Raw genomic sequence first — 18,013 nt, forward strand, 5'->3', positions numbered from 1 at the left:
TCATCGGATCCGCTCCGTCCCGAACCCGGCGCCGGACGTCCGGCCCCGCAACAGCATCGCCACGCCGAACGCGGTCAGCGTCAGCGCGAACACCACCAGTGCACCGGCCAGCCCGAGGATGCCGGCGACGAATCCCAGCAGAAGCGCGCCAACGGGAACCAGACCGCCCCAGGCCACGACGTACAGGCTCATCACCCGTCCCCGGCTCCCCTCCGCTACTGCGGACTGAAGAATCACGTTCAGCCTCGTCATGATCGAGAAATTCAACGCGGCCGCGAGGACCGCCAAGGCGAGTAGAAGGACGAAATTGGTCGTGATCGCCATCGCGGCCACCGCGACCGAGGTGACGACCATCTGGACCGCTACCTGCCGCACGCGGGGAACGGTCTTTCCGGAACTCGCCGCCAGAGCGCCCACGACCGCGCCTAATCCGGTCGCGCCGACCAGCAGCGTGAACTCCGTGTCTCCCCCGCCGAGCACGTCGTAGGCGAACACGGGCAGCTGCGCGACGTAGGTGGTGCCGAATATGGACGTCATCGCGACCATGACCAGCACTTGGAGCGCCGGCGGTCGTTCCCGTACATGTGCCAGTCCCTGCCTGATGCTGCGCCACGTCCGTTCCCCACCCTTGAGCAACGGCTGCGGTGCCAGTCGAAGCCGCCGGATGATCGTGGCGGCGAGCAGACTCGTCGCGGCGTACACCGCGAACACCGGAGCGGCACCCCACACCACGAGCAGTGGGGTGGCCAGGACGGGGCCGACCACTCTGGCGACGTTCAGGCTCGCCGACTGCAAGCCGACCGCACTCGCCAGATCATCCGGTGGCACCGCACCCGCCACGATCGCCTGCGCCGACGGCGCACCGATCGCCAGGAGGGTTCCGAGGCCGAAGGCGAAGCCGTAGATCAAGGGCAGCCGCACCGCGCCACCGCTGAGTGCGAGGTAGCCGGCCAGAACCGCACACATCACGCTGATCGCGGCCTGGCTGTACGCCACGACCTTCGCCCGCCGATACCGGTCGGCCACCACGCCCGCCCAGGGCGCGATGAGGAACAGCGGGATCAGGTTGAAGAAGTACAGTAACCCCAGCTCCAGCGACCCGTTGTGAGCAATTCGCGCGGTGAGCCATTGCAACGAGACAGAGGCCATCCAGAAGCCGAGCTGCGTCACGCAGAAGCTCAACCAGAACCCGCGGAACGGCGGGTGCCGCAGGCTTCGCAGCCGCCCGTGGCTGGGTAACCGAGATCGGGTCGGAGGCGGCCGGTCGCCCGGCCGCCCGTCGCCGGACGCCTCAGCGCTTTCCATCGCGGTCAGCCGTCAGTCGGACCCGCCCGGCCGAACTGGCCCGGTATGCGCGCCGGCCGAGCGGCGACACCGCACACAGAGCAACCCTGTGCGGCGTCGCCAGGCCGGCGTGCTGTCGGCCGATACCGGCGAACTCGCCTACTTCTCGAGCCACAGGTACGCCGGCTGATAGTCGACGGGGTTGCCGTGGTCGGCTTTGAAGCCATGAGCCTTCGGCTTGGTAATCACAGAGAAGACGGCTCCCCAGTTCCACAACATCGGGAGGTCCTTCGCGAGCTCTGCTTCAAACCTGGCGTATCCGGCCTTACGCTCATCGAGATTCAGGGTCGACCGGGCATCCAACAATGCCTTGTCCGCGGCCGCGCTGCAGTAGCTGAACACGTTCTGAGTCTTTGGTCCGTTGCAGGTGAACGCCGGGTAATAGGCCACGTCAGGTTCAGACCCGCTCCTCGTCCAGCAGGCGATCTGATAGTCGCCGGCGTATACCTGGCTAACGAATTTCCCGACGTCTGGCGTGTCGAGCGTCACCGTCATCCCCGCCTGGGTGAAGAGGCTCTGCAGAGTTTCGGCGAGTCGTCGCGCCTGCGCCGCCGAATGACAGCTCAGGGTGAACGCCAGCTGGCCGCCATGCTCGGCCTTGTACTCGTTCACCAGCGCCCGGGCGCCGTCCACGTTGAACTCCGGCCACTTGGTCGTACCGGTATACCAGTACGATCCTTCGATGAAGGGACCCTTCATCGCGGGCATCTTCCCCTGGAACTGGGTCTGATTCAGCGCGTTGTAGTCGATCGCCATCGCGACGGCCTTACGCAAACGCACGTCGTCGAACGGCGGCCTGTTCATTTGAAAGCCTACGCCGACGCCACCCACTCCGCCCTTCGGCGAGTGGAGCCGCGCGATGTCGGTATTCTGAGCAGCCCAGTTGATTTCGAGCGGCTCGCCAAGCCATGCCGCTTCGAGTTGGCCTCCGGTGAAGGCGGCTCGCCGAGTTTCGGTGTCGCTCATGGGCAGCTCTTGGAACTCATCCAGATACGGCAGACCCTTCTGCCAGTAGTCTGCGTTGCGCTTGAGAACCAGTCGCTGGTCCGGCTGCCACTCCGAGAAACGGAAGGCGCCGACTCCGACAGCGCTCTTGCGGCCATAATCCGCACCGGCCGCCGCGACGGCGGCAGGAGAGGCGATCGCACCGACCGCGGTTGTCAGCGTGCTCGGGAACGATGCGATAGGCATCTTCAGCGTGAAGAGTACCGTCAACGGGTCGTTGGCGACCGCGGACTCGATGTCGCGGACATATGAAGCTGCCGCTGAGGCGTTGGCCGGATCCTGGTGGCGTTTGATGTTGAAGACCACGGCATCCGCGTCAAGTTTGGTGCCGTCGTGGAATTTGACATCGGGACGAAGCTTCAACGTCCAGGTCTTGGCGTCGGTCGACGACAGCGCTTCGGCCAGGTATGGCGCCGGGATACCTTTTTCGTCATATCGCATCAGGGTGTCGTAGATCGCGTTCATCGAAGGGTCCATGACCGTTCGCTTGAGCGGGTCGTACTTCGCCTGCGTGCCCACTGACGCATAGCGGAAGACGCCGCCGTACTGAGGCGGACCAGCATCGGCTTCCGCGCTGGACGAGACGCCACTCGGTGCGGTCGCGGAAACGCAACCCGCCGACGCCAGAGAAACAATAAGAACTGTGGCGAGCAACGAAGTTCGTTGTATCTTCACCCGCTCGCTGAATATGCGCATAGTCCGCCCCTTCTCGACGGTGAGCTAATGACGGCATGCGGGGCGAAATCGGCACATGCGGCAGCCCGCTGACGCGACACAAAGTGTCGCGTCAGACATATGAATGAGAGGGACGTATTCCAGCCGAACTGTGGCGGCTGTTCTACCTCAACATCCTGAGCCGTCCTTGGCGCCTCGATCGATCTCCATGTAAGTAGGCCGGATCCGTTCGAGGTGCGCACGCATATGAGACTCTGCCGCGCCCGCGTCGCCCGCGGCGATCGCGTTGTAAATTGCAAGGTGATCCGCCTCGACCTGGCGCCAGAAGGTAACTGGCACGTCCTCACGATCGAGACGGGCTGTCATCACTTGGAAGATCGGGATAGCGACGATCTCAAGCAGTTCGTTCCCGGTGGCTGAAAGTACCCGAGCGTGAAAGCCACGGTTCATTTCCAGCCGGTGCGCGACATCAAGGTTGTCGCTGAAAACGGCGGTCTCGTGAATCAGCTTGAGGGCTTCCTCGCTCCTGCGGACGGCCGAGAAGCCGGCCGCAGGCACCTCGAGGAGGATACGAGCCTCAAGCAGGCTCGCTATGCTGATTTCTTCAGCACCGGTAAGAAGACCGATCCCGGTCTCCAGGTGAGCGCTGATACTGTCAAAAGACGGATAAGCGACGAAGGTCCCTCCGCGGACCCCCCGCGTGGTTCGTACGAGTCCCTCGGAGGAGAGCTGGCGCAGCGCCTCCCTTATCGTGCTGCGGCTCACTCCGAAGAGCTCCGCGATTTCAGGCTCGATGGGAAGCTGGTTACCTGGTGCGAGGCGCCCGCTGATGATGTGTTCGCGAAGCTGGTGCGCCACCTGCTGGTAGGCGGGCAGGATCCGACGAGGCGTCAATCGCGAGATTGCCGCCGGTGTCTGTCGACTACCTTCGTCACGGTTCATGCCGCACGCGCCCGCAGGGTCCTACCGCAGCGTTTCACCAGTTCCTCCGAAGGACGCGTACCTACTCACTCAGCACTGACCTTCCAGTCTACGCCAAGCGTCTCGGCATAGAAATCCAGCTCGTCGTGTGCGCTGTCGAAGATCCGGAAGTCGTCGGCGGCCGTGATAGCGGGCATGTGCTCGGCGACATCTTCGACGGTCAACCGCCCCCGTTGGTTGAACCCCTGCGTCTCGGCGACGAAGATACGCGCGACGCGCCCGCCGCCGACTGCGAAGATCTGGTGGGTCGTCTTCGCCTTCTCGTGCAGCAGCCAGGCGACGACAGGCGACACCAGACCGGGCGGGAACTCTTCACGCAGCCACTTCTGGAAGTCGGTGTCCAGCATGGTCTCGGTCATTCTGGTGTACGCGACGGGAGCGATCGCGTTCACCAGGATGTTATGGTGGCGGCCGATATTCGCAAGGTTGTGCATCATGCCGGCGAGGCCCATTTTCGCCGCCCCGTAGGCGAGGCTGCTGACGGGCGTGTCGGGCTCCACGCTATAGCCGAACAATCCCGCGCTCGAGGAGGTCAGGACGACTCGGCCATACCGTTGTTCGCGCATTACCGGCCACAACGGCTCGAGCACGTGGAACGCGCCCTTCAGGTGGATCCCGAGTACGGTGTCGAGGGACCAGCCTGCGCCGGCGTTGTGAACGAGGCCATGGACACTACCAAATTGACTCAGCGCATCCGCGACGAGGGCGGCGCCGCCTTCCGGGGTGGAAATGTCATTGGTGTCGGCCACAGCTCGGCCGCCCGCATCGTTGATCTCGGCCGCGACGGCCATTGCGGGGTGTTTGGAGCGGCCGTTTCCGTCGAGCTCGACGCCAGGATCGTTCACCACGACCGTCGCCCCCCGAGCACCAAGCAGCAACGCATGCTCGCGGCCAAGCCCACGTCCTCCGCCGGTCACCACGATAACGCGGCCGTCATACCGCAATTCGTCCACTAGGTGTCCTCCAATGCGCCATGTGTATCGTCAGGGAGCCTGGTGTCGGCTGCTTGATTGAGACGGACAAAACTTGGATCTCGTGGCCGCGGCTACTCGACCTTGATGAGCTCGAAGCGCTCGTCGCCGTAGATGTCCTCACCCTTCATGAGGCCATCGGAGCTGAAGGGGATGATGACCGCCGAATGCCGGACGGTCACATAGGCCCCATGCACATCGATGTTCTGGTCCGGGTAGAGCTTGGCGAGGCGCTCGAGCAGAGCTCCGCGGACCACCACCTTGATCAGTCCATCGCCGAAAATGCCGTAGTCGTCGATGATGAACCGGTCGTAGGTCCGTTCGAGCTGGTTTGAGCCGGACTCGAAGATCTTGGTGTAGAAGTCGCGGGTCGCGGCGTTGCCCACGAAGTGCTCCTGAGGCTTGCTGCCCCAGAAGTGATACTCGGGCTCGGGCACGAGCGTCCGCATGATGCGCTCGAGGTCGCCCTCGAGTTCTGCACGGATGTGCTCTTCGAGAACGTCCAGCATGTTCAGGTGCTTGGGGTTCGTAATTTCCTTCCGCTTCCGCTCGAGTCCGAGTAGCGACTTCATCGGGTCGATCGGCAGCTGGCTCATCGTCGTCATCAGTGACTCCGTCTGGTGAGGACCATCCGAGTTCCGGCGAGACCCCTGGGTCCAGTCATTCAGACCACGGCAGCAGCCTGACAGCCGCAATGGCGTCGGCGCCGCGCCGATAAGGGATCTTGTCGGGTTTCAATCTGATGTCAGGCTAGCCCGCCGATCATGGGTCGGTCAAGACAACATCAGGTGTTTGACGGCTTGGTGTTCTGACGAAGCCAGGTGGCCATGTTCGCCTCGACCTGTCGCCCACTCCCTACCGGTTCAGTGGGTCTAACCAGGCAACACGTGCGGCTTCAACGCCCGGGTGACGCATCCGCCCATCCGGGGTGGAGGCCCGTGGAGGATGACCACTTCGACTCCATGTTAAAACAACAGATGTTTTGCTGATTTGGTCCGAGAGGTTCGGTCGCGGCGCGCGTGGAGGCCGCACCAGGCCCAGGATCGGCCGGCCGCACTCAAACAGCGGTGCCTACCGCCGACTCGCACACACCTGGTCGCCGCCCCCGCCAGGCATGGGGGTGCAGCCGGCCAGCCACGTCGGGGTCGCGCCAGATTTGCGCCGAGCCGCAGGTCGAGCGCTGCTGCCAGCCGCTCGTTGGTGACGTGGCGCATGTTGGCGTCGCCGCGATCGGCACGCCGGCCGCGAATCGACCGCATCGGCCGGCCGTACGGCCCGGACTCACCGCGTCCGGGTGAACCGTTGCGGCAGCTCCCCCTTCTCCCACAGCGCGTCCAGGCGGCGGAACAGCCCGGTCTCGCCCATCCGCAGCCGCTCGTCGCTGCTCAGATGCCGCAGCGGATCGGTGAAGGACAGCCCGTGTACCGGCGAACCGGTCGAGCCCGTCACCCGGCGACACGCCGCGCACCACGTTTGCGTGATGACCGACTGGGACCGCGGGCGGTCGAAGCGGTACAGGTACGTTCGCAGCGCGACCTTGCCGCACGCCGGGCACGGTTGCTGGCGCCTGGGCTACTCGTGGTCGGGCCGGGCGCCGAACGGGACCGGGGCGGGGACCGTCCACCGGCTGGTGACCTCGATCGCCGTGCTCGCGAACGGTGCGCCGCGGCGGCAAGCGTGCGCGTGCGGGTAGGAACATGTGGGAAGGAATTGGACTAAGCTGGTGGAAAATGCACGCCCGTTCGCTTTCCTGGCTGGTACGACCGACACGCCCGCCCTGGGGGTTGGGGATCGCGGTCGCCGCCTTGCTGATCGTGGTGGAGACCTTCCTGGTCTATCCGCTCCGGGCGATCATGACATCGTTCTCCCCCGGCATGATCTACATCGTCGGGGTGCTGGTGGTGTCGGTGGTGTGGGGACGGTGGCTCGGGGTGGCCACCGCCTTGGCGAGTGCCCTAGCGTTCGCGATCTTCCACGTCCCACCCTTCGGCGGGCTCACGGTTCCCGACCTGCAGGACGTCGCCGGGCTGGCGGTCTTCCTCATCATCGCGGTGGCCACGAGCGCATTGGCGGACCTGTCACGGCTGCGGACCGTGGAGGCCGAGGAGTCCGATCTCACCGCTGAGATGGCCCGCCTGCTACTGCACGCAGACGACCTTGCCGCGGTGTTGCCCGCGGTAGCGCGACGCATCGCGCGATCGCTCGAGCTGCCGGACGCGGCGATCCACCTCGCCGTCGTCCCTGATGATGACCGGCACTCGGCGTTCGCGCTGCAGGCCGGCGCTGTCCGGCTGGGGACCCTGCTCGTGCCCGTCGACGTGCCGGAGCGGACGGCGCAGCGGCTGCGGGAGCGGGTCGTGCCGTCATTGGCATCGCTGCTGCAGGCCGGATGCGAACGTGCGGCAACGCTCGGCTCGCTGGAAGCGGGCCGGGAACGTCTGGGCCGGCTCGCCGCTGAACAAGCCGCATTAGGACGGGTGGCGAAGCTCGTGGCATATGGTGGCCGTCCGCCCGAGGTCTTCGACGCCATCACAACAGAGCTACATGGCCTGCTGGGCGAGCCCACCGCGTGGCTGTTGCGCTATGAAACCGACGGCACGGTCAGCGTCGTCTCGACCAACCAGCCCGGCCTGCGGTCCGATGACATGCGCTGGCCGTTGCACGGTACGAGCATCCCGGCACTGGTGCGGGACACCGGTCGCCCCGTTCGGATCGACAGCTTGCAAGAGGAGGCCGCTCCCATCGCCGACCTCGCTCGCAGGCTCGGCGTCCGGTCCTCGATCGGCCTGCCGATCGTGGTTGAGGGGCGGCTGTGGGGTATGGCGGCCGTCACGTCCACCCGGCCCGATCCGATGCCACCTGACACCGAGGCGCGCGTCGCGGGCTTCGTGGGCCTTGCCGCCGCCGCCATCGCCGACGCCGACAGCCGGGCCGAGCTTGCCGCGTCCCGGGCCCGGCTGGTCGCCGCCGCGGACCAAGCCCGCCAGCGCATCGAGCGCAACCTGCACGACAGCGCATTGCAGCATTTCCTCGCCGTCGCGATGCAGCTCGGCGCCGCGCAGGCCAGCCTGCCGCCGGACCAGGAGCAGACCAAGGCGGAACTGTCGCGCATCCTGCGCAGCCTGAACACCGCCGTAGACAGCCTGCGGGAGATCGCCCGGGGCATCCACCCGACGTTGCTCGCCGCGGGCGGCCTGCCACCCGCGCTCAAGGCACTCGCCCGCAGATCACCGGTGCCGGTCGACCTCGACCTCGACCTCGACACCGGCCCGCGCATGCCCCCGGTGGTCGAGATAGCCGCGTATCACGTCGTGTCCGAAGCACTGACCAACGCGGCCAGACACGCCCGCGCCTCGGTGGTGAACGTCCAGGTGGCAACCCGGGACGGCACCCTGCACCTGTCGATCCGTGACGACGGCGTCGGAGGCGCCGATCCGCACCGCGGGACCGGCCTCACCGCCCTCCAGGACCGCGTCGAGGCACTCGGCGGAAACCTCGCCATCACCAGCCCCGCCGGCGGCGGCACCCTGCTTCTGGCCACCATCCCGACCGCAGCCGACCACCGCGCTCCTGAGTAAGCGGCGTAGAGCGGCCACGCCGCCCTACGCCGGCCGGGGCGGCCACTCCCCCCGGCCTACCTCGACTCGCCGATCACCCTCAGGCCAAACGGGGAGGGCGGACTGAGGGACCGCGGAGTGGGAACGCTCAGCAACCCCGAAGGCGCGCGGCGTTCCCACTCGCGAGGTCCGGCAATCAGCGGACGTCGAGGGTGACGTCACCGAGATCGGTAAAACTCGCGGTGACCCGGTCGCCCGGGGTGACCGGCAGGGACGCGTGCAGGGAGCCGGTCATCACCACGCTGCCGGCGGTGAGGGTCTTGCCGAAGCCGGCCAGCCGTCGAGCCAGCCAGGCGGCCGCGTCGGCCGGGTGACCCAGCGCGGCCGCACCCAGGCCACGGTCGACAACCTCACCGTTGACGGTCACCGCCACCTCCACCGCGGCGAGATCGAGCCCGGTCAGCGGCGACGCCGGACCCAGCACATAGGCTCCGGACGACGCGTTGTCGGCCACGGTGTCCACAAGGGACAACTTCCAGTTCGCGATCCGGCTGTCGATGATCTCGATCGACGGGAACACCTGTGCGGTCGCCGCGAGCACGTCGGCGGCGGTGGCGTCGGCCGGCAGGTCAGCGCCCAGCACCAGTGCGATCTCGGCCTCGATCCGCGGCTGCACGAACTCGTCGGCCGTCATCACGCCGGGCAGCAGCATGTGGTCGAGCAGCACCCCGAAGTCCGGCTCGTCCACGCCCATCTGCTGTTGCATGGCCGCCGAGGTGAGACCCACCTTGTAGCCGTTGACCACCCGGCCGTCGTGGCGGAGCAGGTCGACGTTGATGGCCTGGATCCGCCACGCGTCGTCGACGGTGAGTTCGGGATAGGTGAGCGTGAGCGGTTCGATCGGCACCCGGGTGCGGGTCGCCTCCCACAACCGAGCGGCCGCCTCGGCGAGGTTCACGACGCCACCGCACCGTTTCCGGCTCCGCCCGCCTCCTGCTCGGCGGCGATCTCGAGCGCGATGTCGAGCAGCAGGTCCTCCTGGCCACCGACCAGCCGGCGTTGACCGGCTCGCAGCAGGATCTCCGGCCCGGGGACCCCATAGCGTTCGGCGGCCCGGTTGGCGTGGCGCAGGAAGCTCGAGTAGACCCCGGCATAGCCCATCAGCAGGCTCATCCGGTCCACCACGGGCTCGGCCTCCATCACCGGCCGCACCACTTCCTCGGCCGCGTTGATGATCTTGTGCACGTCGATTCCGGTCCGGATCCCGATCCGCTCACAGACCGCGGCCAGCACCTCGGTCGGGGTGTTGCCCGCGCCGGCACCGAAAGCCCTGGTGCAGGCGTCGATCTGCTGCGCGCCGGCCCGGATCGCCAGCAGCGAGTTGGCCACCGCCAGCGATAGGTTCTGGTGTCCGTGGAACCCGACCTGGGCGTCGTCACCCAGCGCCGCCCGCAGCGCGCTGACCCGGTCGGACACGTCCTCCATCACCAGGGCACCGGCCGAGTCGACCACGTAGACACACTGGCAGCCGGCATCGGCCATGATGCGGGCCTGCTCGGCCAGCCGTTCCGGCGAGATCGAGTGGGCCATCATCAGGAACCCGACCGTCTCCAGGCCGAGATCCCGGGCGATGCCGAAGTGCTGCGGCGAGATGTTCGCCTCGGTGCAGTGGGTGGCGACCCGGATGACGCGCACGCCCATGTCGTGCACCGCCCGGATGTCGTCCACGGTGCCCACTCCGGGCAGGATGAGGCAGGCGATCTTGCTGAAGCTCGCGTTGTCGACCGCGATCCGGATCAGCTTCCTCTCGTCCACCTTGGAAAACCCGTAGTTGAACGAGGAGCCGCCCAGGCCGTCGCCGTGGGTGACCTCGAGCACCGGAACCCGTGCCTCGTCGAGCGCTACCACCATGTCGCGTACCGACTTCTCGTCGAACTGGTGCGCGACGGCGTGTGAACCGTCACGCATGCAGCTGTCCGTGACTCGGATGTCGAGCTCTGCGGAATAGGCCACGTCCGTTGTCCCTTTCTGGCGGTCGCTCAGGCGCGGGCGGCGAGCATCGAGCGGGCGATCTCCTCGCCCACCTTGGTCGCTGCCGCGGTCATGATGTCGAGGTTGCCCGCGTAGGGCGGGAAGTAGTCGCCGGCGCCCTCAACCTCGAGGAAGATGGCGACCCGGCCGTCGAAGAACTGGGGATCGGCGGTCAGCCGGTATCCGGGCACATAGGACTGCACCGCAGCCTCCATGTCGCGCACCGAGCGTGCGATCGCGTCGGTGTCGGCCTTCTCCGGAATGGACACGAAGACCGTGTCGCGCATGATGACCGACGGCTCGGCCGGGTTCAGCACGATGATCGCCTTACCGTCCGCGGCCCCGCCGAGCCGGGCCACCGCGCTGGCGGTGGTGCGGGTGAACTCGTCGATGTTGGCCCGGGTGCCCGGCCCGGCGGCGAGCGAGGCCACCGAGGCGACGATCTCGGCGTACCGCACCGGCACGACCCGGGAGACCGCGGCCACCATCGGAATGGTCGCCTGTCCGCCGCAGGTCACCATGTTCACGTTGTCGAGTCCGATGTGCTCGGTCAGGTTGACGGTCGGCACCACGTAGGGACCGATCGCGGCCGGGGTGAGGTCGATGGCCCGGATCCCGGCGGCCTGATAGCGCGGCGCGTTCACCTTGTGGGCGTAGGCCGAGGTGGCCTCGAACACCAGGTCCGGCTTCTCCTCCAGGCCGAGCAGCCAGTCAACGCCGCCGGCGGAGGTGGCCAGACCGTGGTCGGCCGCCCGGCGCAACCCGTCGCTTTCCGGATCGACACCCACCATCCACCGGGGCGTGATGACCTCCGAACGCAATAGCTTGAACATCAGGTCGGTCGCGATATTGCCCGATCCCACGATCGCGGCAGTCAGCGCTTGCACTCGCCCTCCTGCGTGTCTGGTGCCCACGGTGGCGCCGATGGGCTTCGATCCACGACAAATTCTGTCGACATTTCCGTCCGGGTCGGGCCGGTTGTGCCAGCCAGCGGGATGCTTTCTCCGACCTGAAGGTACGAGGGGCGAATCAACGGTTTCGTTGCCGTGATTGGACATCACCGTCACAACCGAACCCAATTCGTTCTGGCCGCACCCAACTCGCTCTAGCCGACGATCGGCTGGTAAAGGTGACAGGCCACACTGCGTCCGCTGCCGTCGTCGGTCAGCACCGGCGTCGTGGTCTGGCACACCGGCATCACCTGCGGGCAGCGACTCTGGAAGACGCATCCGGTCGGGCGGTTGGCCGGGTTCGCCGGCTCCCCGCTGAGTACCACGTGCTCCCGCTTGCGCTGCACCTCCGGGTCCGGATACGGGACCGCGGCGACAAGGGCCTGGGTATAGGGGTGTTTCGGCAGCGCGGTCACATTGCGGGCCGGCCCCTGCTCGACGATGGTTCCGCAGTACATCACCGCCACCTCGTCGGCCAGTTGCTGCACCGCGGCCAGGTTGTGGCTGATCAGCACGAACGAGATGCCGTGGGTTTCGCGCAGGTCGGCGAGCATCTGCAGGATCCGGTTCTGCGTCGAGACGTCCAGCGCGCTGACCGGCTCGTCACACAGCACCAGATCGGGGTGCAGGCAGATCGCCCTGGCGATCGCGACCCGCTGGCGCTGGCCGCCGGAGAGCTGCGACGGCATCAGGTCGGCCATCGACGTCGGCAGCCCGACCTGCTCGAGCATCTCGAGCACGGTGTCCCGACGACTCGCACGGACCCCGATCCGGTGCACCGCCAACGGTTCGGCGATGCACTCGGCCACCGTCATGGTCGGGTCGAGGGAGGAGTAGGGGTCCTGGAAGACCATCTGTACCCTGCGCCGTGCCTGCTTGAGTTCCTCCCCTCGCAGGCTCAACAGGTCCACGCCGTTGAGCTTCACCGAACCCGAGCGCGCCGGTGTCAGCCGTACGATCGCCTTCGCGGTGGTGGACTTTCCCGACCCTGACTCGCCGACCAGGCCGAGCGTCCGACCTTTGTGGACGGTGAGGTCGATGGAGTCGACCACGTGCGAGACCTGCCGGCGGGATGCAAGCAGACTCCTGCGGACGAAGGTGACTGAGAGGTCGCGAACCTCCAGCACCGGCTGTTGCGTGCTCACGCGCGGCTCCTTGTCTCGGCAAGGTCGAGCTCGTCGGTCCGGACGCACCGGGCCAGGTTGCCTTCGGCCAGGGAACGCAGCGGGATCTCCGCAGCGTCGCAGCGCTCCTCGTGGAACGCGCAGCGCGGCCCGAACCGGCAGCCGGTGGCATAGGTGCCCGGCCGGGGCATCGACCCGGGGATGTAGGCGAACCCGGGCGAGTCGGTCTCGTTGTGCTGCAGCATCCGGGGCGTCGCGGCCAGCAACCGTTCCGTATAGGGATGCCGGGGCCGGTGGAAGATCGGGACAATGTCGGCGGACTCGACGATCTGGCCCGCGTACATCACCACCACTCGGTCGCAGACTTCGGCCACCACACCCATGTCGTGGGTCACCAGCAGCACAGCGGCATGGTGCGCAGCGGCCTTCTCCCGGATCAGGCTGAGGATCTGCGCCTGCACCGTGACGTCGAGGGCGGTGGTCGGCTCGTCCGCGATGATGATCTCCGGATTACAGGCCAGGGCCATCGCGATGAGCACTCGCTGGCACATGCCGCCGGAGAAGTGGTGCGGATAGTCGTCGAGCCGGCTCGCCGCGGCCGGAATGCCGACCTCGTCGAGCAGGCGGACCGCCCGCCGGCGCGCCTCGGCCCGGCCGAGCTTCTCGTGCCGGCGCAGGATCTCGGTCATCTGGTCGCCGACGGTGAAGGCCGGGTTGAGACTCGCCGACGGCTCCTGCGGGATCATCGCGATGCTGCGGCCCCGCACGTCTTCGAGGTCGCGACGGCTGATCGCGGTCAGGTCCCGGTCATGGAACCAGATCGCACCCGTTCGGACCCGCACATCGGTGCGGGGCAACAACCCGAGCACCGACAGGCAGGTCACCGTCTTGCCCGATCCTGACTCGCCGACCAGGCCCATGATCTCACCGGCGCGGACCGCGAACGACACGTCGGTGACCACCGGCAGCCATTTCTGGCCGACCCGGGCGTCGACGTGCAACCGGTCGACCCGGAGCACCTCAGTCATGCCAGTCCGTCCTTCCACTGTGCTCATGCCCGCATCGCATCCCGCATCGCCTCGCCGATGAGGTTGAAACAGAACACACAAACGGCGATGGCCAGGCCGGGCCAGATCATCAGCAGCGGTTGGCGGTAGATCTGCTGCGAGGCGTCGCCCAGCATCGATCCCCAGCTCGCCGCCGGCGCCTGCACACCCAGGCCCAGGAAGCTCAGGCTGGCCTCGGCCAGCATCGCGAATCCGGCCGCCAGCGCCGCCTGCACGATGATCGGGGCGGCGATGTTGGGCACCACGTGCTTGCGGATGATCCAGGGCGTTGACGCCCCGATGACGTGCGCGGCGTCGATGTAGACCTCGCCGCGCCTGGCCACCACCGCGCCCCGGGCCACCCGGATGAACCGTGGCACGAAGATGAACGCGATGGCGCCCACGGTGTTGACCGTGCCGCGGCCCATCGCGCCCAATATGGCGATGGCCAGCAGGATCGGCGGGAACGCGAGATAGGCGTCGGTGATGAAGGAGATGAGGCTGTCGAACTTCCCGCCGAAGTAGCCGGCGAGCATGCCCAGCACGGCGCCGATCAGCAGCGCCACCAGCACGGCGCCGGCGGCCACGACGAGCGATACCCGGGTGGCGTAGATCATCCGGCTGAGCACGTCGCGGCCCAGCGTGTCGGTGCCGAGCAGGTGTTGCGCCGAGGGTCCCTCCAGGCTGCGCATCAGGTCGCCCCGCAGCGGGTCGGCCAGCGGCAGCACAGGGGCCAGGATTGCCGCCAGAGCGAGCAGGCCCAGCACGGTCAGCGATATCGCGACGGACGGTCGTCTCAGGATGGTCATCCGGGGGGATACCTCCGCGCTCTCGGGTTGAGCCAGATGTAGGAGAGGTCCACGAGCAGGTTGCAGACCACGACCACCAGCACCGCCGTCATCACGACGCCCTGGATCACGGGGATGTCGCGTTGCAACACCGCCTCGATGGCGAGCTGGCCGAGCCCCGGCAGGCCGAAGATCTGCTCGATGATGACCGCGCCACCCAGGATCGAGGCGATCTGCAGGCCGAGGATGGTGAGCGGCGTGATGGCGGCGTTCTTCATCGCGTGCTTGCCGATGACCACCCACCCCCGCAGGCCCTTCGCCCGGGCGGTACGGACGTACTGCTGGTCGAGCACGTCGACCAGAGCGGTACGCAACTGCCGGGCGATCTCGGCCGTCATGGCCAGTCCGATCGCGATCGAGGGCAACACCAGGCCGCGAGCCCAGGCGAGCGGGTCCTCTGCCGGCGGGGTGTAACCCGACGCCGGCAGCCAGCGCAGGTTCACCGCGAACAGCAGCACCAGCAACAGGGCGATCCAGTAGCTGGGCAGCGCCACCGAGACGGAGGTGAACGCGGTCACAACACGGTCCGCAATGGACCCACGCCGCACTGCCGCCAGGATGCCCAATGGCACCCCGGCGAGCAGTGCGACCAGCAGGCCACCGATTGCCAGCGAGATGTCCACCGGCAGCTTCTGCACGATCAGATCGGTGACGGTGTCCGCGCCACCGTAGATGGAGTGTCCGAAGTCGCCGGTGACCACGCCCCCCACCCAGTCGAAGTACTGGGTGATGACCGGTCGGTTGAGCCCCAGATCGGCCCGGATCTCGGCGATCCGTTCCGGCGTCGGCGCGTCCCCGGCGAGGGTGATCGCCGGGTCGCCCGGCACCAGGTAGGTGAGCGAGAACGTCGCCACCGAAACCAGGATGAGGGTCGGGACCAGCCGGACCAGCCGGCTCAGCAGCGTCTGCAGCATGGGCTATCTCACTGGGCCAGACCGAGGTTGATGAACCGGGTCGTGGTGTCCACGGGGAACTTCTCCAGACCCTTCACCTTCGGCTTGGCGATGTAGGAGCGTTGCGGGTAGAACAACGGGATCACGGCGGCCTCGTCCATGACGGACTTCACCATGGCGTGGATCGCGGCATCGCGCTGGTCACCGGGGCGCAGCGTCGCTTCGTACATTGTCTGGAATTCCGGCTTGAGCCATTTGTGGGAGCCGTTGAGGCCCCCGTCCGGGGCGAACAGCTGCTGCAGCGCCAGGGACGGGTCCGTCACGCCGGAGTAGGCGCCGAACGTGCAGTCGGTTTTGCCCTCGATGAAGTAGTTCTGGGTAACCGCCTGGTTGGTGGCCGTGGTGTAGTTCATCTTGATGCCGACCGCGGCCAACTGCTGCTGCACGGCGGCGGCGATGTCCGGGAAGGCGTTGGAGTTGGCCAGCTCGCAGGTGAACGAGACCTTGTCGGTCAGCCCGGCGCCCGCCAGCAGCTCCTTGGCCTTGTTCGGGTCGTGGGTCCAGTACGGGGACTTGATGTCCTTGTTGTTGGCGAAGTAGTTCGGCGGGAACGGCTGCTGGTAGTCCGAGGCGTAGCCGAACGAGAGACGGTCGATGATGGACTTACGGTCGATGGCGAGGTTGATCGCCTGACGCACCGCCGGGTTGCCGAGGTCGCCCTTGCTCCAGTTGACGAAGATGCCGTACCACGTGAACGTCGTCTGCGGGTCCACGGCCACGCCGGCCCGCTTCGCGCTGTCGATGGTGGCCGCGTTCATGTAGGTCGCGTCGAGCTGGCCGGACTGGAACGACGAGAGCCGGGTCGCCTCGGCCGGCTGGATCGTCATTTCCAGGGTCTTGATCTGGACGTTCTTGACGTTCCAGTAATCCTCGAAGCGTTCGTAGACGATGCGGTCGTTCTGCCGGGAGAGGGTCACCTTGAACGGGCCGGCGCCGCACGGCTGTGTCTCGAGTGAGGCGGCGGTCAGCGCACTCGGGCAGACCAGGGCGCCCGCGCGGTTGGCGAGCACCGACGGCAGATAGGCCGCCTGGCTCTTGAGGGTCAGCTTGACCGTCTTCGGGTCACTCACCGTGACGTCGCTGATGACCTTCAGCAGCGGGGCCGCGAGCATGCCCTGGCCGGAGATCGCGGTGTCGAGGTTGGCCTTGACGGAGGCGGCGTCCACCGCGCTGCCGTCGTGGAACTTGGCTCCGTCGCGCATCGTCAGGGTCAGGGTCAGACCGTCGGAGCTGAACTCCCACTTGTCCGCAAGGCCTGCGGTCACCTTGCCCTCGGGGTCTGTGTCGAGGATTCGGTCATAGACGGGAAAGATCGCCAAGTTGTTGTAATCCTGGGCAAGCTTGTGCGGATCCCACGTTGTCGGTGAAACGGAAAAGCCAAACCGCAACGTCGCGTTGCGGTCAAAGGGTGTCGTGGTTGTGTCACCGGTTGTTGAGCCTCCGCCCGAGCTGCACGCCGCGGCGAGCGCCGCGGCCACTCCGATCCCTAAGAGCGATCGAATCCGAGTTCGCATTGCAACCTCCGCGCAACAGGGCTTCCGAGACCGGTCGTAGAAGCGTCTTCTGAGACGGGCCTCCAGGGTGCCACGAGTTTCTCCGAGCTCAGCCGTGGTGCCCATGACGGATCCCGGCCAGCGGCACGGGTTCTGAGCTCGTCGACATCTTCGTGTTACGACAGCGTAACAACCTCGCAACATAAGCCAAGATGTGGTTTACGCTCGCGAAGATGCGGAGCCAACCGGATCAGAGCAACGAATCCGTGCTGCAGCGCGCCAACGCGCTCCTGGGTGCATTCGGCCCCCGGCATCGGCATCTCACTCTGTCCGCCATCGTGATGCGAACCGGTCTGCCGAAGTCCACGGTGCACCGCACCGCCAAACAGATGATGGAACTTGGCTGGCTCACCTACGAAAACGGACGCTACGCGCTGGGCACCCGCATCTTCGAACTCGCCGGGCACAGCTCCATGCGCTACGAGCTTCGTGAGACCGCTCTGCCCTACATGGAGGACCTCTACGAGAGCACCCACGTGAGCGTGCACCTGGCCGTGCACAAGGACCTTGACGTGCTCTACGTGGAGAAGATCCGGGGCCACGACCGCATCACGGACCTGTCCCAGGTGGGCGGACGGATGCCGCTCTACTGCACTGGCCTGGGCAAGGTGCTGCTCGCCTTCTCACCGGTGGAACTGCTTGACCGAGTGATCAGTCATGGCCTCGTCGGCCGCACCCAGGCCACCATCACCTCGCCGATCCGGCTCCGCCGCGAGCTGCAGACCATCGTCACCAACGGCTTCGGCTTCGACCGCGAGGAGGCCAGCGTCGGCGTCAACTGCGTCGCGGCCCCCATCTTCGGCTACGACCGCAAGGTGGTCGCCGCCATCTCGGTCACCGGCCGGGCCAGCCGCACCCGCATGGACGCCCTCGCCCCCGCCGTGACCACCGCCGCCCACGGCATCTCCCGCACGCTCGGCGCCGGCCGGATGGCGCTCGGCTTCGCCACCTGAGCGGTCCGGCTGCTGGGCGAAG

General features: G+C 66.9%; 16 protein-coding genes. 2 read left to right on the plus strand and 14 right to left on the minus strand.

The features are described 5' to 3' along the window. From AB0367_RS29490 to AB0367_RS29515, 6 genes are all read right to left on the minus strand, one after another. Positions 1-1,305, minus strand: coding sequence for an MFS transporter (locus AB0367_RS29490; protein ID WP_366229718.1), 1,305 nt, complete (start codon positions 1,303-1,305; stop codon positions 1-3). A gap of 138 nt (positions 1,306-1,443) precedes the next feature. Continuing rightward, positions 1,444-3,045 carry an ABC transporter substrate-binding protein gene (locus AB0367_RS29495; protein WP_366229719.1) on the minus strand — a complete coding sequence of 534 codons (1,602 nt, stop codon included), beginning with the start codon at positions 3,043-3,045 and terminating at the stop codon, positions 1,444-1,446. Between the two features lie 147 nt (positions 3,046-3,192). Continuing rightward, a complete protein-coding gene (locus tag AB0367_RS29500; protein WP_366229720.1) occupies positions 3,193-3,966 on the minus strand; it encodes a GntR family transcriptional regulator in 774 nt (257 codons plus the stop codon). Between the two features lie 65 nt (positions 3,967-4,031). Further along, positions 4,032-4,958 (minus strand): SDR family NAD(P)-dependent oxidoreductase, encoded by a 927-nt coding sequence (locus AB0367_RS29505; RefSeq protein ID WP_366229721.1) that lies wholly within the window; start codon positions 4,956-4,958, stop codon positions 4,032-4,034. Between the two features lie 92 nt (positions 4,959-5,050). After that, positions 5,051-5,581, minus strand: coding sequence for a hypothetical protein (locus tag AB0367_RS29510; RefSeq protein WP_366229722.1), 531 nt, complete (start codon positions 5,579-5,581; stop codon positions 5,051-5,053). Between the two features lie 676 nt (positions 5,582-6,257). After that, on the minus strand, positions 6,258-6,425 hold the full coding sequence (locus tag AB0367_RS29515) for a hypothetical protein (protein ID WP_366229723.1): 168 nt from the start codon (positions 6,423-6,425) through the stop codon (positions 6,258-6,260). A 281-nt stretch (positions 6,426-6,706) separates the two neighbouring features. Here AB0367_RS29515 and AB0367_RS29520 point away from each other — a divergent pair, with 281 nt between their 5' ends. Continuing rightward, positions 6,707-8,554, plus strand: coding sequence for a DUF4118 domain-containing protein (locus AB0367_RS29520; protein ID WP_366229724.1), 1,848 nt, complete (start codon positions 6,707-6,709; stop codon positions 8,552-8,554). 175 nt (positions 8,555-8,729) lie between these two features. Here AB0367_RS29520 and AB0367_RS29525 read toward each other — a convergent pair whose 3' ends face one another. The 8 genes from AB0367_RS29525 to AB0367_RS29560 are packed head-to-tail and all read right to left on the minus strand — an operon-like array spanning position 8,730 to position 16,804. Further along, positions 8,730-9,491, minus strand: coding sequence for a fumarylacetoacetate hydrolase family protein (locus AB0367_RS29525; protein WP_366229725.1), 762 nt, complete (start codon positions 9,489-9,491; stop codon positions 8,730-8,732). Next, positions 9,488-10,546 (minus strand): 4-hydroxy-2-oxovalerate aldolase, encoded by a 1,059-nt coding sequence (dmpG, locus tag AB0367_RS29530; RefSeq protein ID WP_366229726.1) that lies wholly within the window; start codon positions 10,544-10,546, stop codon positions 9,488-9,490. The genes AB0367_RS29525 and dmpG overlap by 4 nt, the downstream gene beginning before the upstream one ends. Positions 10,547-10,572: 26 nt before the next feature. Continuing rightward, positions 10,573-11,631, minus strand: coding sequence for an acetaldehyde dehydrogenase (acetylating) (locus AB0367_RS29535; protein ID WP_366229727.1), 1,059 nt, complete (start codon positions 11,629-11,631; stop codon positions 10,573-10,575). Positions 11,632-11,669: 38 nt separating this feature from the next. Next, the gene (locus AB0367_RS29540) at positions 11,670-12,659 is read right to left on the minus strand and encodes an ABC transporter ATP-binding protein (protein ID WP_366229728.1); all 990 of its coding nucleotides are present in this window, start codon (positions 12,657-12,659) and stop codon (positions 11,670-11,672) included. Then, positions 12,656-13,666 carry an ABC transporter ATP-binding protein gene (locus AB0367_RS29545; protein WP_366229729.1) on the minus strand — a complete coding sequence of 337 codons (1,011 nt, stop codon included), beginning with the start codon at positions 13,664-13,666 and terminating at the stop codon, positions 12,656-12,658. Before AB0367_RS29545 ends, AB0367_RS29540 begins: the two co-directional genes overlap by 4 nt. Before the next feature lie 23 nt (positions 13,667-13,689). Beyond that, on the minus strand, positions 13,690-14,493 hold the full coding sequence (locus tag AB0367_RS29550) for an ABC transporter permease (RefSeq protein ID WP_366229730.1): 804 nt from the start codon (positions 14,491-14,493) through the stop codon (positions 13,690-13,692). Continuing rightward, positions 14,490-15,446 carry an ABC transporter permease gene (locus AB0367_RS29555; protein WP_366229731.1) on the minus strand — a complete coding sequence of 319 codons (957 nt, stop codon included), beginning with the start codon at positions 15,444-15,446 and terminating at the stop codon, positions 14,490-14,492. The genes AB0367_RS29550 and AB0367_RS29555 overlap by 4 nt, the downstream gene beginning before the upstream one ends. 8 nt (positions 15,447-15,454) lie before the next feature. Beyond that, positions 15,455-16,804 (minus strand): ABC transporter substrate-binding protein, encoded by a 1,350-nt coding sequence (locus tag AB0367_RS29560; RefSeq protein ID WP_366229732.1) that lies wholly within the window; start codon positions 16,802-16,804, stop codon positions 15,455-15,457. Between the two features lie 407 nt (positions 16,805-17,211). Between AB0367_RS29560 and AB0367_RS29565 the strand changes: the two genes are divergently transcribed. Next, positions 17,212-17,991, plus strand: a complete 780-nt coding sequence (locus AB0367_RS29565) for an IclR family transcriptional regulator (RefSeq protein ID WP_366229733.1) — start codon at positions 17,212-17,214, stop codon at positions 17,989-17,991. Positions 17,992-18,013 lie beyond the last annotated feature (22 nt).

The sequence above is a fragment of the Dactylosporangium sp. NPDC051484 genome (genome assembly GCF_040689395.1).
Taxonomy (GTDB): domain Bacteria; phylum Actinomycetota; class Actinomycetes; order Mycobacteriales; family Micromonosporaceae; genus Dactylosporangium.

Excerpts from the sequence above, each read along its gene's own strand:
- AB0367_RS29490 (WP_366229718.1), bottom strand. The coding sequence starts at position 1,305 with ATGGAAAGCGCTGAGGCGTCCGGCGACGGGCGGCCGGGCGACCGGCCG.
- AB0367_RS29555 (WP_366229731.1), bottom strand. The coding sequence starts at position 15,446 with ATGCTGCAGACGCTGCTGAGCCGGCTGGTCCGGCTGGTCCCGACCCTC.
- AB0367_RS29495 (WP_366229719.1), bottom strand. The coding sequence starts at position 3,045 with ATGCGCATATTCAGCGAGCGGGTGAAGATACAACGAACTTCGTTGCTC.
- AB0367_RS29550 (WP_366229730.1), bottom strand. The coding sequence starts at position 14,493 with ATGACCATCCTGAGACGACCGTCCGTCGCGATATCGCTGACCGTGCTG.
- AB0367_RS29565 (WP_366229733.1), top strand. The coding sequence starts at position 17,212 with ATGCGGAGCCAACCGGATCAGAGCAACGAATCCGTGCTGCAGCGCGCC.
- AB0367_RS29500 (WP_366229720.1), bottom strand. The coding sequence starts at position 3,966 with ATGAACCGTGACGAAGGTAGTCGACAGACACCGGCGGCAATCTCGCGA.
- AB0367_RS29520 (WP_366229724.1), top strand. The coding sequence starts at position 6,707 with ATGCACGCCCGTTCGCTTTCCTGGCTGGTACGACCGACACGCCCGCCC.
- AB0367_RS29545 (WP_366229729.1), bottom strand. The coding sequence starts at position 13,666 with ATGACTGAGGTGCTCCGGGTCGACCGGTTGCACGTCGACGCCCGGGTC.
- AB0367_RS29510 (WP_366229722.1), bottom strand. The coding sequence starts at position 5,581 with ATGACGACGATGAGCCAGCTGCCGATCGACCCGATGAAGTCGCTACTC.